The organism is Jeotgalibaca dankookensis, assembly GCF_002005405.1.
Lineage (GTDB): Bacteria > Bacillota > Bacilli > Lactobacillales > Aerococcaceae > Jeotgalibaca > Jeotgalibaca dankookensis.
Genome location: NZ_CP019728.1, coordinates 1,450,174 through 1,464,845, shown reverse-complemented (window position 1 = coordinate 1,464,845; position 14,672 = coordinate 1,450,174). Strand labels below are relative to the sequence as shown.

The window sequence follows — 14,672 nt, the reverse complement described above, 5'->3', positions numbered from 1 at the left end:
TAGGGAACGAACGGTATTCGTTTACTTTGTAATGCATTTTACTAGTCTTTACAGTATACTAGATAGGTGACAAATGCTTTATTAAGTAGGGCATTCATCTATAAAATACGGATAGATTAATGTATGAAGGAAGTAGGATTAACGATGATGGAAGAAATGGTTCAATTAAAAAATATTTCATTTACTTATTCTGAAGAAGACTTACGTCCTGCTCTTAATGATGTTTCTTTTTCAATTAATAGAGGTGAGTGGATTGCAATCATTGGTCCCAATGGATCGGGTAAATCAACCTTAGCAAAAACGATTAACGGTTTAATTGAGGCGAGCGTGGGTCAAGTGATTATTGATGGCATCACATTGACTGAGGAGACCGTATGGGACATTCGTACAAGAGTTGGTATGGTTTTTCAAAACCCTGATAATCAGTTTGTCGGATCAACGGTTCAAGATGACGTTGCCTTTGGATTAGAGAATATTGGTGTACCACGAGAAGAAATGTTGAAGCGCGTAGAAGATGCCGTCAAAACGGTTAATATGCACGAGTTTATGGATAAAGAACCAGCGCGCTTATCAGGTGGACAAAAGCAACGGGTTGCGATTGCCGGTATAATTGCTTTAGCCCCTGAAATCATTATTCTAGATGAGGCTACTACTATGTTAGACCCCAAAGGACGAAAAGAAGTTATCCAAACCATTCAAAAATTGAAAGCAGAACGTAACTTGACGGTTATATCGATTACACATGATATTGATGAGGCAGCACAAGCCAACCGTATTTTTGTAATGCAAGAGGGGCATTTAGAACGAATTGGGCGTCCTGAAGAAATATTTGCAGTCGGAGCTGATATTATTAATATGGGGTTAGACATTCCCTTCCCTGAAAAACTCAAATACCAATTATCGCGTCAAGGTTTAAAAGTACCGGAGGGCTATTTAACCGAGGAAGGGATGGTGGAGTGGTTATGGACATTACTCTCAAAGAAGTAGGGTATTCTTATGGAGCAGGCACGCCTTTTGAGAGCCGCGCCCTCTATGATGTTAACCTCGCTATACCTGAGGGCGGGTATACGGCTTTAATTGGTCATACAGGCAGCGGAAAGTCTACAGTGATTCAACACCTCAATGCCTTGTTAAAACCCACTAAAGGCACTGTAACGATTGGTGACCGAGTTATTAACAACAAAACCAACAATAAAAATTTGAAATACATCCGGCAAAAAGTAGGGATTGTTTTTCAATTTCCTGAATCGCAATTATTTGAAGAAACGATTGCGAAAGATATTGCTTTTGGACCGATGAACTTTGGTGCTTCTGAAGAAGAAGGACTCGCTTTAGCCAAGGAAACACTGCCTTTAGTAGGTTTGGACGAATCTTTCCTTGAACGCTCTCCTTTTGATTTATCAGGTGGACAAATGCGTCGTGTTGCCATAGCCGGTGTTTTAGCAATGAAACCAGAAGTACTTGTTTTAGACGAGCCAACAGCTGGTCTGGATCCAGCTGGGCGGCGTGAGATTATGACCATGTTTAAAAGGTTACACGATGAAAAAGGTATTACTATCGTTTTAGTTACCCACCAGATGGATGACGTTGCTACCTACGCCGATCATGTCATCATCATGGAAAAAGGGACAGTCGTTAAAACAGGGACGCCAGAAGAGATATTTAAGCATGCTGAATGGCTCCAAGAAAAACAGTTGGGCTTACCAGCATCCCTCCAGTTTTTACAAACTTTTACACAAGAAACTGGTATTGATTTTGCCGAACAACATCCCTTAGGAACAAGTAAATTGGCTGCAGCAATTATTGCCAAATTGAAAGAAGGTGGCCAAGATGCTTGAGAAAATGCTGTTTGGTCGCTATATACAAGGGGATTCGATTGTACATCGATTAGACCCTCGAACTAAATTAATTGGTACGTTCTATTTTATTATTGTTATTTTTCTAGCTAATAACTTTTGGAGTTACTTGGCGATGACTCTGTTTACCTTCCTATGTGTTTATTTATCAGATATTCCGTTTAAGGTATTCATAAATGGTGTAAAACCTCTTATTTGGCTCATTTCTTTTACGGTTATTTTGCAGATACTATTTACTACCGGTGGAACCACATACTTTAGTTTTGGAATCTTAAATATTACTTCTTTTGGATTGATGAACGGGGCTTTTATTTTTATGCGTTTTGTGCTGATTATTTTTATGTCCACCTTGCTTACATTAACGACAATGCCGATATCCTTAACCGATGCCATCGAATCACTGCTAGGTCCTTTGAAACGATTTAAAGTTCCCGTACACGAGTTAGCGCTTATGTTGTCCATAGCACTCCGGTTTGTTCCAACCTTAATGGATGAAGCATCAAAGATTATGAATGCACAACGGGCTCGTGGTGTTGATTTTGGGGAAGGAAATATTATTCAACAAATGAAAGCTGTCACCCCAATCCTAGTACCACTCTTTGTCAGTTCGTTTAACCGTGCTGATGAGCTCGCAAATGCGATGGAAGCACGTGGTTATAAGGGTGGGGAAGGCAGAACAAAGTACCGAGAGTTAGATTGGAAGGTGCGTGATTCACTCGCTATCCTTGCGTTTGTGGTCTTAACTTTTGTTTTACTTTATATTAGAAATTAATTTTGAAAGGATTGTCATATGTCAACCCAACGTTATAAATGTCTAGTCCAATATGATGGCACCAACTATGTGGGCTATCAAATTCAAATAAATGGGAAAAGTGTTCAAGAAGAAATCGAAAAAGCCTTGAAGAAGATGATGAAAGGCCAGACTATTAAGATTACTGCATCTGGTCGGACGGATTCTGGCGTTCACGCACTAGGACAGGTGATTCATTTCGATTTACCTATTTCCATTAAACCAGAATCCTTACGACTCGCCGTCAATAGTATGTTGCCGGCGGACATTTCTATTAAACAAGTCGAAAAGGTAGTGGATGATTTCCATGCGCGTTATTCCGCCAAAGGGAAAAAATACATTTATCGGGTCGACTTAAATCGGTTTGCGGATCCTTTCAAACGCTTCTATACCCTACACCACCCTTACCGCATGAACGAAGATAATCTCGCTCTAGCTTTATCAAAACTAGAAGGAGAGCATGACTTCACGAGTTTTTGCTCGACAAGAACCGATAAAGAAAATTTGGTGCGAACCGTTTACGTGGCTAAAGTTGAACGAGACGAAGCGAATAACGAGTTAGTTTTTACCTTTATTGGAAATGGTTTTTTATATAATATGATTCGTATTTTCGTAGGGACTTGTTTGCAAATAGCAGATGGACTTAAAAAACCAGAAGAAATCGATCGGCTGCTTGAAGTGAAAGATCGCAACGCAGCAGGACCAACAGCATCCGGAAAAGGTCTGTATCTCGTAGACGTTTACTATGATGAAAGTTTCAAAGAAAATCTTTAATCACAAGTAAAGGAGGAGTTACAGATGAATAAGAAAGAAAAAATGTTAGCATTAATAAAGAATAAGCAATCCGGTGGAAAATCAAAAAATATCAATGTCCCAAAAAATGACGCAAAATTCATGCGTAAAGGACCGAAAATATATAATAAGTAAGAGTAATTGAATTTATGGTAAATTATGAAGTACTTTCCCCTTGGGAGAGTGCTTTTTTTATTTAAACATCTAAAAAAGAAATATCTTTTATTTTTATGTTGCAAAAAGAAATCCCTTCCTTTATAATGTAAACGTATTCAGATTTAAGGGAATAGATATGAAAAACCTGCCAAAGGAGAAGTCTATGACTAAAAAATTAGGGCTAACGCTACAAATCAAAACGAACTATAACCAACTGACTAAGGCAGAAAAGAAAGTAGCAGACTTTATTCTCGCTAATACTGAAAAGGTAGTCTATTTATCCATTACGGATTTAGCCGATGAATGTACGGTAGGTGAAACAAGTGTTTATCGCTTTTGTAGAACAATGGGCTTCCAAGGTTACCAAGAGTTTAAAATGCAACTTGCTTTATATTTAGCATCCGAAGAAAATAACGAACGTACACACAATCTGAGTAAGATCGAAGATGTCATCAGGCAAAAACACATTCAAGCGACAGAGGAATCTTACCAATTACTTGATTCCAACATGCTAGAACAAATCGTTAATATGATGGAAGAATCCAATAATATTTACTTTTTCGGTGTCGGTGACAGCTTACAGATGGCTCAAGATGCTTGGAATCGCTTTATACGAATTACTAATAAAGTCAATATTATCCCAGATCCTCATATGCAAGCGATGGCGATTGCTTTAGCGTCACCAAAAGATTTACTCGTTTTATTTTCTTATTCTGGCGCCACAAAAGATATTGTACACATAGCTGAAAAAGCAAAAGAAGCAGGGGTAAAGGTAGTGTGTATTACGAGCTTTAAACAATCACCCTTAATGACTTATGTGGATGCTTTCTTACTTTGTGGTACGAAGGAATCACCATTAGAAGGTGGTTCTGCTTCGGTAAAAATCGGTCAATTATTCTTAATTGATTTGCTCTTCCAAACTTACTATAGCCGAAACAAAGAAGTAAGTGTGGAGAACCACCGCAAAAGTACCAAGGCTGTCGTGGATAAATTATTTTAAAAACGTTAATCATTTCTTTATTATGGGGCAAATGAAAGGGGGTGCAAATAATAAACAGATCAACTCCATAATGAATTAAAAAATAAAATCTTATTAAAAAACTAAAAAAATAGTAATCAAAGGAGATTATAATAATGAGAGACTTAAACAAATACAAAGGTGTTATTCCTGCTTTTTATGCTTGCTACGATGATCAAGGAGAAATCAGTCCAGAAAGAGTACAAGCTCTAACAAAATTCCATATTGAAAAAGGCGTTAAAGGTGTTTATGTAAACGGTTCTTCTGGTGAATGTATTTACCAAAGTGTTGCAGACCGTAAAGTTGTTTTAGAAAACGTTGTGGAAGCAGCAGAAGGCAAATTGACCATTATCGCTCATGTGGCATGTAACAACACACGCGATAGTATTGAATTAGCAAAACATGCTGAAAAATTAGGCGTGGATGCCATTGCAGCTATTCCACCTATCTACTTCCGTCTACCAGAATACGCAATTGCAAAATACTGGAATGACATGAGTGATGCAGCGCCTGAAACAGATTTTATTATTTATAATATTCCACAACTAGCAGGCGTTAATTTAACACCAGCTCTTTATGAAGAAATGCGTAAAAACCCACGCGTTATCGGTGTTAAAAATTCTTCTATGCCAGTTCAAGATATTGAAACTTTCGCATCAGCAAGCGGTGACGATTATATCGTCTTTAACGGACCAGATGAGCAATTCCTAGGTGGCCGTATTATGGGCGCAAATGGTGGAATTGGTGGAACTTATGGTGCAATGCCAGAATTGTTCCTAGCATTAGATGAATTAATTAAAAACAAAGAGCTAGAAACTGCTAAAGAATTACAATATGCGATTAACCGTATTATTAGTAAACTTGTTTCTGGTCACGGGAATATGTATGGTATGATCAAAGAAGTTTTACGTATCAACGAAGACCTTGACTTAGGTTCTGTACGTGAGCCGCTACCAGCTCTTGTAGAAGACGATCTAGCAATCGCTAAAGAAGCAGCAGAAATGATTACAGAAACAATCAAAAAATACGTTAAATAATAAAGCAATGGATCCCCTTATCAGGTAAGAAATCCTGATAAGGGGATTTCTTATTTAGTGTAATTTTTAAAATAAAAAAATCTTTGTAACCATTTGACAAAAACGGATATATGAAGTATTATATAAGACGGTATTGTTTGCCCCACAAGAGCCCCGGAAACTCAGATGGATCAAACATTCAGATAAGAGAATATGGAGGAAATGAACGTGCGTACAACATACATGGCTAAGACCAACGAAATCGAACGCAAATGGTACGTAATCGATGCAACAGACGTTCCTATGGGACGTATTTCATCAATTGCAGCATCAATCTTGCGTGGTAAAAACAAACCAACTTATACTCCAAATGTGGATACAGGTGACTTTGTTATCATCATTAATGCAGATAAAGTTAAACTAACAGGTAAAAAAGCAACAGATAAAATCTATTCTCGCCACTCAGGCTATATCGGTGGACTAAAACAAATTTCTGCTGGAGAATTGCGTGCTAAGAATTCTCGTCGTCTAATGGAATATTCTATTAAAGGAATGCTTCCAAAAGGACCACTAGGTTCTGACCAATTTAGAAAACTACATGTGTATGGTGAAGAAACTCACCCACATGCAGCACAACAACCAGAAGTTTTAGATATCACTAACCTAATTTAAGGAGGGAATATAAATGGCACAAGCACAATATATCGGCACTGGTCGCCGTAAAAACTCAACTGCTCGCGTACGTCTTGTACCCGGAACAGGAAAAATTATTTTCAACAAGAAAGATATGGAAGAATATATCCCATTCCCTTACTTGTACGAAGTAATCAAACAACCATTAAACATTACTGATACACTAGGAAGCTATGACATCTACGTTAACGTTAACGGTGGTGGCTTTACAGGACAAGCTGGAGCAGCTCGTCACGGGATTTCTCGTGCCCTACTTACAGTAGATCCAGACTTCCGCGCACCGCTTAAAGCAGCCGGTCTTCTAACACGTGACCCACGTATGGTAGAACGTAAGAAGCCAGGTTTGAAAAAAGCGCGTAAAGCAGGACAATTCTCAAAACGTTAATATTATTTATATATCAACATTCAAGGGGCTGGGAAAAAACTGAGTCTCTGAATAAAGAAAAGAGGCTGGGACAAAACCTAGCTAAAAAGCAGCCCGGAAGTTTTTCTTCCGGGCTGCTTTGTTATTGGTATAAAAAAAGAAAGCCACCTAGTATAATGTAAATAACGACAAATACATTCAGGAGGGGCTTTCTTATGTATAAAAAATATAACACAAACCAAACCACTTTACCATTGGAATTATCCGCTTTGCTTCCCCAAGACCATCTTGTTTTTGTTATCGATGAATTTATTGAATCGTTAGATTGGTCTGCCTATCCTTTATTCGAGGCTTCCGAAGGAAGGCCTGGTTATCACCCGCGTTTGCTTATCAAGGCTTTGTTATTCGCTTACTCGGAAGGTATCTTCTCGGGACGGAAAATGGAAAAGACGATGTTGGAGAACATCGCTATGATGTGGTTGGTAAGCCAAGAAACGATTTCCTACCGTACAATCAACCGGTTTCGGTCATCACTGTTTTGCCAAAATCTGTTACCGGAATTGTTTGCGGAATTTGCTGCGAAACTGAAGACAGAAAATATGGTCACGATGGAAACCCTCTTCGTTGATGGCACGAAAATTGAAGCAAATGCCAATAAGTTTTCTTTTGTCTGGAAAAAGGCCATTGAGAGATACAAAGCTTCCCTTAAAGAAAAGGCGATGCAGTACTTTAAGGAAGAAATTCAACCATTGGTTGACCAAGCCATGCAGATTGATGATTCTGATGAACAGTCCACCGCTGAGTTGGAAGAAATTGCCACTATCATTGAGCAAGAAATTCAAGACCTGTCTAGTGACATCGAGGCGAATCCAGTTAAAGGGAAAAACCCTAAAAAGCAAAGACGACGGACGCTAAAGAAACACTTGCGTAAATTGGTCAATGACTTTATTCCACGTAAGAAAAAATATGCGGCGTATGAAGAAGTTTTTGAGGATCGGAACAGCTTCTCAAAAACGGATACCGACGCTACGTTTATGCGAATGAAAGATGACTATATGCAAAATGGACAACTTAAGGCAGGATACAATATTCAAATTGGTACTGAAAACCAATTCGCTTTGGCCGTCGGGTGTTTCCTAATCCTACGGATACGCGGACACTCATCCCTTTTGTAGATTCCTTGACCATTTTACCGAAGACCATTGTAGCTGATGCTGGATATGGCAGTGAGGGAAACCTGGATTACTTGGACCAAATTGATGTGGAACACCTTATCAAATATAATGCGTTTGATAAAGAACAAAAGCGTAGTTATAAATCATCAGATAAAAACAGAAAAAATTGGGAGTATGTGGCGGAAGAAAATTATTTTGTCCATCCGGATGGTACGAAATATTATTTCAGCCATATCAGCCGCAAGAAGAACACGAGTGGTTTCGTTCAGATAATCCATGTATATAAACCGACTAATCCGGAAGAAGCCCCCCAAAAATCATTTAACTATAATTGGCACTATGAGGAATTAAAAGAACAAGAAACGAGTAAGCTTTTATCGCCCGAAGGGTCTCGGATTTTTGCACAACGCAAAATCGATGTTGAGCCTGTTTTTGGCCAGATAAAGGCTAATTTGGGTTTCACTCGATTCCATTTACGTGGAAAAGAAAAGGTAAAAGTTGATATTGAATTGGCCTTGATGGCCAATAACTTGAGAAAATATAATCTAAGGAAGGCTAGTTAACAGAATTACGCGACTTTTTAATACAAAACCAAAAAGATGATTGAGTTTTTTGAACTCATTCATCTTTTTGGTTAGCTGAGATATTTTGTCCCAGCCTCTTTGTATTAAATAAACAAGTACTATCTATATTAACTACAGAAACGGGTAACAACAGCAGCCATTGCTTTTGCAGAGAGCAAGAGGCTATCTTCATTAATAACAAATTTTGGATGATGGTGGGGATAGTCTTTTCCGTTAGATGGTTTAGCTCCTACATAGAAAAAGCTACCTGGTTTTTCTTTTAAATAATAAGCAAAATCTTCTGATGGTGGCTGCGGTTCTGCTTCTAAGATTTCAGCTATCTCAGCTTCCACAAGAGCTTGTTTTACCGCTTCTGTTATTTCTGGATCATTGTATAAGACTGGATAATCATGAGAATAGGTAAGTTCAGCTTGGACACCATAACCAGCCTCTAAACCGGCTACAAAATGATGCATCTCTTCCTCAACTAATAAGCGCGTTTCCTCAGACATGCTGCGTACATCACCTTCTAGGGTAACGGCATCTTTGATGACGTTAAAGCTACCTTTACCGTCAAAAGATCCAACAGTGACAACAGCGGTATCAAAAGGATTGACACGGCGGCTGACAATCGTTTGAATGTTCATAACGAAGGAACTAGCTGCTACAATGGCATCATTTGCTGTATGCGGAGAAGAACCATGACCGCCTTTGCCTTGAATTTCCAATTTAAAGTAGGCGCGACCAGTCTGAGTATTGCCAGGGCGATAAAGAATTTTTCCCGTTTCTACGTTCGCCATCAGGTGTATTCCAAAAACAGCATCCACATCCTCCATGACGCCAGCTTGAATCATCCCCAGTGCCCCACCTGGAGGAACTTCTTCAGCAGGCTGATGAATCACACGAATGGTTCCTTTTAACTGATCTTTCATTTCAGCTAAGGTTTCAACTAAAATTAACATATAAGCCGTGTGGCCATCATGTCCGCATGCATGCATGACACCAGGATTTTGGGAAGCGAAAGGAAGTCCGGTTTCTTCAGTAATGGGTAAAGCATCGAAATCAGCACGAATCGCAATGGTTTCCCCAGGTTGTCCCCCTTTAATAGTGACCACAACCCCACGCTGGCCTCCATAATTGGTTTCAATCGCATCAATAGGCACGTCCTGATAAAACTCAGCAATATAATGAGCAGTATTTTCTTCGTGAAAAGAAAGTTCTGGATGTTGATGGAGGTAGCGACGAATTTCAATCATGCGTCCTTCTTTTTCCGCTAGTTTTTCTTTCAAACGGTCTAGTAAGTTCATCATATCAGCTCCTTTTTTACTTATTGGCTTTTAGGACCAGGGGTTGAGACAATCATTTCGAGTTGTCCGGTAAAGCGAACAGAATCAATATCATGCGGTAAAATAAAATGCATACCTTTACCAATGGAATAGGAGTTGTCGGTAATAGATAATTCTCCTTGACCTTCTAAGACGCTGAAGAGTGTATAAGGGGCCTCTTGATGGTAGTCAAAAGTATTAGAAATATCCCATTTATATACATTAAAATACTCACTCTCAATAAAGGTCGTTACCGCACCTTCTGTTTGGAAATGGTTTTCTGGGTCTTGATGCGGAATAGTTGTGACAGCTAATGACGCTTCAATATGTAGATCCCGAGCATGTCCCGCTTGGTCCAAACGATCAAAATCATAAACACGGTAAGTAGTGTTACTACTTTGTTGTGTTTCTAGAATAGTAATCCCCGCACCAATTGCATGAATGGTTCCGCTGGGAACAAAAAAGAAATCACCTTTTTTAACTGGAATATAGCGTAAGAGTTGTTCCCATTTACCTGCTTCAACAAGGTCTTCAAACTCTTGACGTGATTGTGCTGTGTGGCCATAAACAATTTCTGCTCCTTCATCAGCATCAATTACATACCAACATTCCGTTTTACCTAGTTCTCCTTCATTTTTAAGAGCATAAGCATCATCTGGATGTACTTGAACCGATAAGGCATCCGCCGCGTCAATAATTTTAGTTAATAGCGGGAAAACAGGAGAAGTTGGATGTCCGAATAATTCAGGATGTGTTTGATAGAGTTCATCAAGACCCATTCCAGCGAACGTTCCAATCGTAATTTTGCCGACACCGTCTGGATGAGCACTAATTGCCCAACATTCACCCGTGTGCTCGCTAGGGATTTTATAGCCATAAATATCACGGAGTTTAGTTCCACCCCACATTTTTTCTTGAAGTACGGGTTGTATAAATAATGGTTCTTGCATGTTATTCCTCCTTTAATATACTGTTACCTCTACTTTAACAGAATTACAAGTTTGTTGGTACTTCCAACCCATCATCTGGCGAGATAATATTTTTTCTATTCCACAGATTCAATGGTATAATTGAATAGCAAAAGTAAGGATAATGGAGGAAGTTATAAATGATCACATTAAAATCACCACGTGAAATTGAAGCGATGGAAGAAGCTGGGAAAATACTAGCCGGTATCCATGTTTCTTTACGGGACTTTATCAAACCAGGTATGACAACAATGGCAATCAATGAATTTGTTGAAAAAGCAATTCGTGATGCAGGTGCAATCCCTGAACAAATTGGCTTTGAAGGGTATGAATATGCAACATGTACCAGTGTCAATGATGAAATTTGCCACGGTTTCCCGGTTCGTAACGAAGTACTTAAAGATGGGGACATGGTCAAAGTAGATACAGTTGTCAATTACAAAGGCGCTATGGCAGATTCATGCTGGACTTATATCGTTGGAGAATCCACACCAGAACTTGACCACTTACTAGAAGTAACTAAGAAAGCTCTTTATTTGGGTATTGAGCAAGCGACCGTTGGAAATCGCATTGGTGATATTGGACATGCTATTCAAACCTACGTTGAAGCAGAAGGATTTTCAGTCGTTCGTGAGTTTATTGGTCACGGTATTGGACCCACCATGCATGAAAGTCCAGCTGTTCCACATTATGGTGAGGCTGGCAAAGGATTACGTTTAAAAGAGGGTATGACGCTGACAATTGAACCAATGGTGAACACCGGAACGTGGCGTTCGAAAATGGATAAAAATGGTTGGACGGCGCGTACAAGAGATGGCGGAATTAGTTGCCAATTTGAGCATACCATTGCTATTACGAGTGATGGTCCGAAAATACTAACTGAACAAGATTAATGTATAAAAACCAAAGCTGGGAAAGCTTTGGTTTTTTTGTGGGGAGACGGATAAAAATAGTGTATAATAGATAGTATCATACACTAGCCATAGGAGGCGACACACTGTGAATCGTATCAACCGTATTTATCGTTATGTAAAGGAAAATACCCACACGTTAACAGAATGGGAAATAGACAGTGGGCAAGGCCTTACAACAAAATTAGTCGCTGAGGCACTTGATATTCAACGCAGTAATGTTTCTAAAGATCTTAATCAATTAGTAAGGGAAGGGAAGTTGGCGAAGACAGAGGGTCGTCCCGTCCGATATTACCACGTAAACCTAGAACCGCATCAGCCACTTACCAAACACGTACCGAGCTATAAAGAAGCAGTGACTCCTCAAGCCAAAGTAAAAAGAAAAACGCATAATGAAACAGATGTCTTTCGTTCTATGATTGGTGCTTCTGGTAGTATGAAAAATGCAGTTGAACAAGCAAAAGCAGCTGTTCTTTATCCACCTAAAGGATTAAATACCTTGATTACTGGTCCAACCGGTTCAGGGAAATCGTACTTTGCTCATGCTATGTTCCATTACGCACAGAGCAATGGAATTATTTCGAGTGATAAGGAATTGATCGTTTTTAATTGTGCTGATTATGCTAATAACCCTCAACTCTTAATGAGTCATTTATTTGGTTATAGCCAAGGAGCTTTTACCGGCGCTAACGCAGATAAAGAAGGCTTGATTCAGCAAGCTGATCTCGGTATGTTGTTCTTAGACGAAATTCACCGCTTACCACCAGAAGGACAGGAAATGATTTTTTATTTTATGGATACTGGTATGTATAGTCGTCTCGGTGAGTCTGGAAAATCACGTACGTCAACCGTACGAATTGTCTGCGCTACGACAGAAGATCCGCGCTCGACATTTTTAGATACTTTTATGAGACGGATTCCAATTGTCATTCAATTACCATCCTTTAAGAAACGTTCAGCTGGCGAGCAGTTAGATCTCGTTAAGTTATTAACCAGTTTAGAGGCTACACGTATTCAAAAACAAATTACCTTAAGTGAAGACGTCATTAAAGCACTAATAGCTAGTGTTGGCTATGGAAATATTGGCCAGTTAAAATCGGGTATTCAGTTGGTTTGTGCCCGTGGGTTTATGAACCAACTCGATCAAGATAATATTACCTTAACCGCACGTGATCTACCGGAAAGTATCCGTGCTTACCTGATTAACAAATCATCCAATGCACGCTATCGCTCCGCTCTTTCAAAAATAACAGAGGCGCAAATTACAGTTTATCCAAATGAACCCTTCTATCAAATTGGAAGTGAAGATGCTTATGAACTCCCTTATAATCTCTATGATATTATTGGTGATAAGGCCACTTTGTTAGAAGCTGAAGGGTTGGATCAAGAATCAATTAACCAATATATTTCAACAGATATTAATGTTCATCTCAAGTCCTTTTATCGCAATCATGGTTTTTCTTTGGAAACAGATTCTCGTTTAGCCGACGTGGTTTCTAAAGATGTCATTCAGTTTGTGCATAGTGTTTCTAAAGAAATTGAAACGGCGCTTGCTACGTCTTTTAAACACAATTATATTTATGCGGTTAGCCTGCATATCAGTGCCTTTTTAAATAAAATTGAAACAGGTGAAGTGCGCCAACTGAATGATCGTATAAAGGAAATGGCGATGGGCTACACGACTGAAATCGAAGTAGCCACTTTATTGAAGGAGCGCATTGCTCGTCACTTCGATATTGAAGTACCAGAGAGTGAAGTCTATTACCTCGCTGTCCTACTAGTTTCTCTACAAGAAGAGCAAACAATGGGCCGAGTAGGTTTAGTAATCGTTGCGCACGGCAACTCTACCGCTACAAGTATGGCGCAAGTCGCAGAAGAGTTGTTAGAGTTAAGCGGTATTATTGCGGTAGATATGCCCCTTGATATGTCACCGCGAGTCGCTTATGAAAAGGTTAAACAAGCCGTTGTACAAGCAAATGAAGGAAATGGGGTTTTATTACTAGTAGATATGGGCTCCCTCACAACCTTTGAATCAAATCTCACGCAAGAAACAGGGGTTCATATCCGAACCATTGATATGGTCTCAACCGCTCTCGTTCTAGAAGCAGCACGTAAGGCTTCTTTAGTGGATGCTGATATTGATTTACTACACGAAAGCTTAGACCGTTTTCTGGGCTACTCAAGTACCGCTATTGAAAATAAAAACAAAATACAATCGCTATATAAATCTCCTGTTTTAGTTGCCATCTGTGCAAGTGGGGAAGGGACTGCGCAAAAACTAAAAGAGATTATTGAAAAGCCATTAGCAAAGCAACCAGGTAATCCACTTAGAGTATTAACCAGTTCCATTACCGATTTAAAGGCCAATATTGCCTTATGGGAAGAGGACTATACCATTGTAGCTACAACGGGTGTCATTAATCCTAAATTATCGGCACCTTTTATTCCGTTAGAAAACTTTATTGAAAATGATGTTGAAAACGTGCTTGGAAAATTAAATCATCTAGTGGATGTTGAACCAAGTCAAACACTTGAAGATGTTACCGCAGCAAAACAATTTATTAAAAATTTCATAGAAACGAATTATACTTTCTTAAATACCAATAAAATTTTTCCTTTCATTTGGGACTTTGTAGTTGCGTGTCGTGCCTTCCAAGCCGAGCCAGAACCGGGTTATGCTTTTCACATAAATCTCTCTTTGCATATGGCAGGTGTTATTGAACGATTGGTTCACCAAGACAGTTTAGCAAAACCTAAAATTGTAGGGGATCAACAAATGAATCCCATGCTTCTAAATGAAATTAAAAAATTCGAACATGCACTGAAAATTAAAATACCTGTGAATGAGTATCTTTATATCAGCTATTTCATTGAGAAAGAAAAGGCAAAAATCGAAGAAATTGATACACTGTTTGACTAAATAAAATGAGAAAATACACTAAAAACACACTTACTTAGTGTGTTTTTATTTGTGTATAGTTGTAAAGGCTGTTAGATAGCGAAAAAACACTAATACAAGTTGGCACGCTTCTTGCTTATATATAG

13 protein-coding genes and 1 pseudogene are annotated in these 14,672 nt (G+C 39.0%); 12 read left to right on the top strand and 2 right to left on the bottom strand.

Going from position 1 to position 14,672, the window contains the following annotated elements:
* Positions 1–147: 147 nt before the first annotated feature.
* The 10 genes and pseudogenes from BW727_RS07170 (at position 148) to BW727_RS10980 (ending at position 8,423) form a co-directional block, all read left to right on the top strand.
* On the top strand, positions 148–987 hold the full coding sequence (locus tag BW727_RS07170; protein ID WP_062470964.1) for an energy-coupling factor ABC transporter ATP-binding protein: 840 nt from the start codon (positions 148–150) through the stop codon (positions 985–987).
* Positions 963–1,838 (top strand): energy-coupling factor ABC transporter ATP-binding protein, encoded by an 876-nt coding sequence (locus tag BW727_RS07165; protein WP_062470700.1) that lies wholly within the window; start codon positions 963–965, stop codon positions 1,836–1,838. Before BW727_RS07170 ends, BW727_RS07165 begins: the two co-directional genes overlap by 25 nt.
* On the top strand, positions 1,831–2,628 hold the full coding sequence (locus tag BW727_RS07160) for an energy-coupling factor transporter transmembrane component T family protein (RefSeq protein ID WP_062470697.1): 798 nt from the start codon (positions 1,831–1,833) through the stop codon (positions 2,626–2,628). Before BW727_RS07165 ends, BW727_RS07160 begins: the two co-directional genes overlap by 8 nt.
* 18 nt (positions 2,629–2,646) lie before the next feature.
* Complete coding sequence (truA, locus tag BW727_RS07155) at positions 2,647–3,420, top strand: tRNA pseudouridine(38-40) synthase TruA (protein WP_062470695.1); 774 nt, start codon at positions 2,647–2,649, stop codon at positions 3,418–3,420.
* Positions 3,421–3,444: 24 nt separating this feature from the next.
* Positions 3,445–3,573 carry a hypothetical protein gene (locus BW727_RS10850; RefSeq protein ID WP_062470692.1) on the top strand — a complete coding sequence of 43 codons (129 nt, stop codon included), beginning with the start codon at positions 3,445–3,447 and terminating at the stop codon, positions 3,571–3,573.
* 184 nt (positions 3,574–3,757) lie between these two features.
* On the top strand, positions 3,758–4,594 hold the full coding sequence (locus tag BW727_RS07145; protein ID WP_062470690.1) for a MurR/RpiR family transcriptional regulator: 837 nt from the start codon (positions 3,758–3,760) through the stop codon (positions 4,592–4,594).
* 134 nt (positions 4,595–4,728) lie between these two features.
* Entirely contained in the window at positions 4,729–5,649 is a 921-nt protein-coding gene (locus BW727_RS07140; RefSeq protein WP_062470687.1) for a dihydrodipicolinate synthase family protein, read from the top strand.
* A 207-nt stretch (positions 5,650–5,856) separates the two neighbouring features.
* Positions 5,857–6,300 (top strand): 50S ribosomal protein L13, encoded by a 444-nt coding sequence (rplM, locus tag BW727_RS07135; RefSeq protein ID WP_077795807.1) that lies wholly within the window; start codon positions 5,857–5,859, stop codon positions 6,298–6,300.
* 13 nt (positions 6,301–6,313) lie between these two features.
* Positions 6,314–6,706 carry a 30S ribosomal protein S9 gene (gene rpsI, locus BW727_RS07130; RefSeq protein WP_062470681.1) on the top strand — a complete coding sequence of 131 codons (393 nt, stop codon included), beginning with the start codon at positions 6,314–6,316 and terminating at the stop codon, positions 6,704–6,706.
* Between the two features lie 194 nt (positions 6,707–6,900).
* Positions 6,901–8,423, top strand: a pseudogene (locus tag BW727_RS10980) (IS1182 family transposase).
* A gap of 128 nt (positions 8,424–8,551) precedes the next feature.
* Here BW727_RS10980 and BW727_RS07120 read toward each other — a convergent pair.
* Positions 8,552–9,733, bottom strand: a complete 1,182-nt coding sequence (locus BW727_RS07120) for a M20 family metallopeptidase (protein WP_217994424.1) — start codon at positions 9,731–9,733, stop codon at positions 8,552–8,554.
* A gap of 17 nt (positions 9,734–9,750) precedes the next feature.
* The gene (gene manA, locus BW727_RS07115; protein ID WP_062470404.1) at positions 9,751–10,698 is read right to left on the bottom strand and encodes a mannose-6-phosphate isomerase, class I; all 948 of its coding nucleotides are present in this window, start codon (positions 10,696–10,698) and stop codon (positions 9,751–9,753) included.
* A gap of 158 nt (positions 10,699–10,856) precedes the next feature.
* Here manA and map point away from each other — a divergent pair, with 158 nt between their 5' ends.
* Both map and BW727_RS07105 read left to right on the top strand, forming a co-directional pair.
* On the top strand, positions 10,857–11,609 hold the full coding sequence (gene map / locus BW727_RS07110; protein WP_062470401.1) for a type I methionyl aminopeptidase: 753 nt from the start codon (positions 10,857–10,859) through the stop codon (positions 11,607–11,609).
* 106 nt (positions 11,610–11,715) lie between these two features.
* Entirely contained in the window at positions 11,716–14,547 is a 2,832-nt protein-coding gene (locus tag BW727_RS07105) for a sigma-54-dependent transcriptional regulator (RefSeq protein ID WP_062470398.1), read from the top strand.
* Positions 14,548–14,672: the final 125 nt, after the last annotated feature.

What these genes read in the sequence shown, in the direction of transcription:
- BW727_RS07170 (WP_062470964.1), top strand. Translation starts at nt 148, where the DNA reads ATGGAAGAAATGGTTCAATTAAAAAATATTTCATTTACTTATTCTGAA.
- BW727_RS07165 (WP_062470700.1), top strand. Translation starts at nt 963, where the DNA reads ATGGACATTACTCTCAAAGAAGTAGGGTATTCTTATGGAGCAGGCACG.
- BW727_RS07160 (WP_062470697.1), top strand. Translation starts at nt 1,831, where the DNA reads ATGCTTGAGAAAATGCTGTTTGGTCGCTATATACAAGGGGATTCGATT.
- truA (WP_062470695.1), top strand. Translation starts at nt 2,647, where the DNA reads ATGTCAACCCAACGTTATAAATGTCTAGTCCAATATGATGGCACCAAC.
- BW727_RS10850 (WP_062470692.1), top strand. Translation starts at nt 3,445, where the DNA reads ATGAATAAGAAAGAAAAAATGTTAGCATTAATAAAGAATAAGCAATCC.
- BW727_RS07145 (WP_062470690.1), top strand. Translation starts at nt 3,758, where the DNA reads ATGACTAAAAAATTAGGGCTAACGCTACAAATCAAAACGAACTATAAC.
- BW727_RS07140 (WP_062470687.1), top strand. Translation starts at nt 4,729, where the DNA reads ATGAGAGACTTAAACAAATACAAAGGTGTTATTCCTGCTTTTTATGCT.
- rpsI (WP_062470681.1), top strand. Translation starts at nt 6,314, where the DNA reads ATGGCACAAGCACAATATATCGGCACTGGTCGCCGTAAAAACTCAACT.
- BW727_RS07120 (WP_217994424.1), bottom strand. Translation starts at nt 9,733, where the DNA reads ATGATGAACTTACTAGACCGTTTGAAAGAAAAACTAGCGGAAAAAGAA.
- manA (WP_062470404.1), bottom strand. Translation starts at nt 10,698, where the DNA reads ATGCAAGAACCATTATTTATACAACCCGTACTTCAAGAAAAAATGTGG.
- map (WP_062470401.1), top strand. Translation starts at nt 10,857, where the DNA reads ATGATCACATTAAAATCACCACGTGAAATTGAAGCGATGGAAGAAGCT.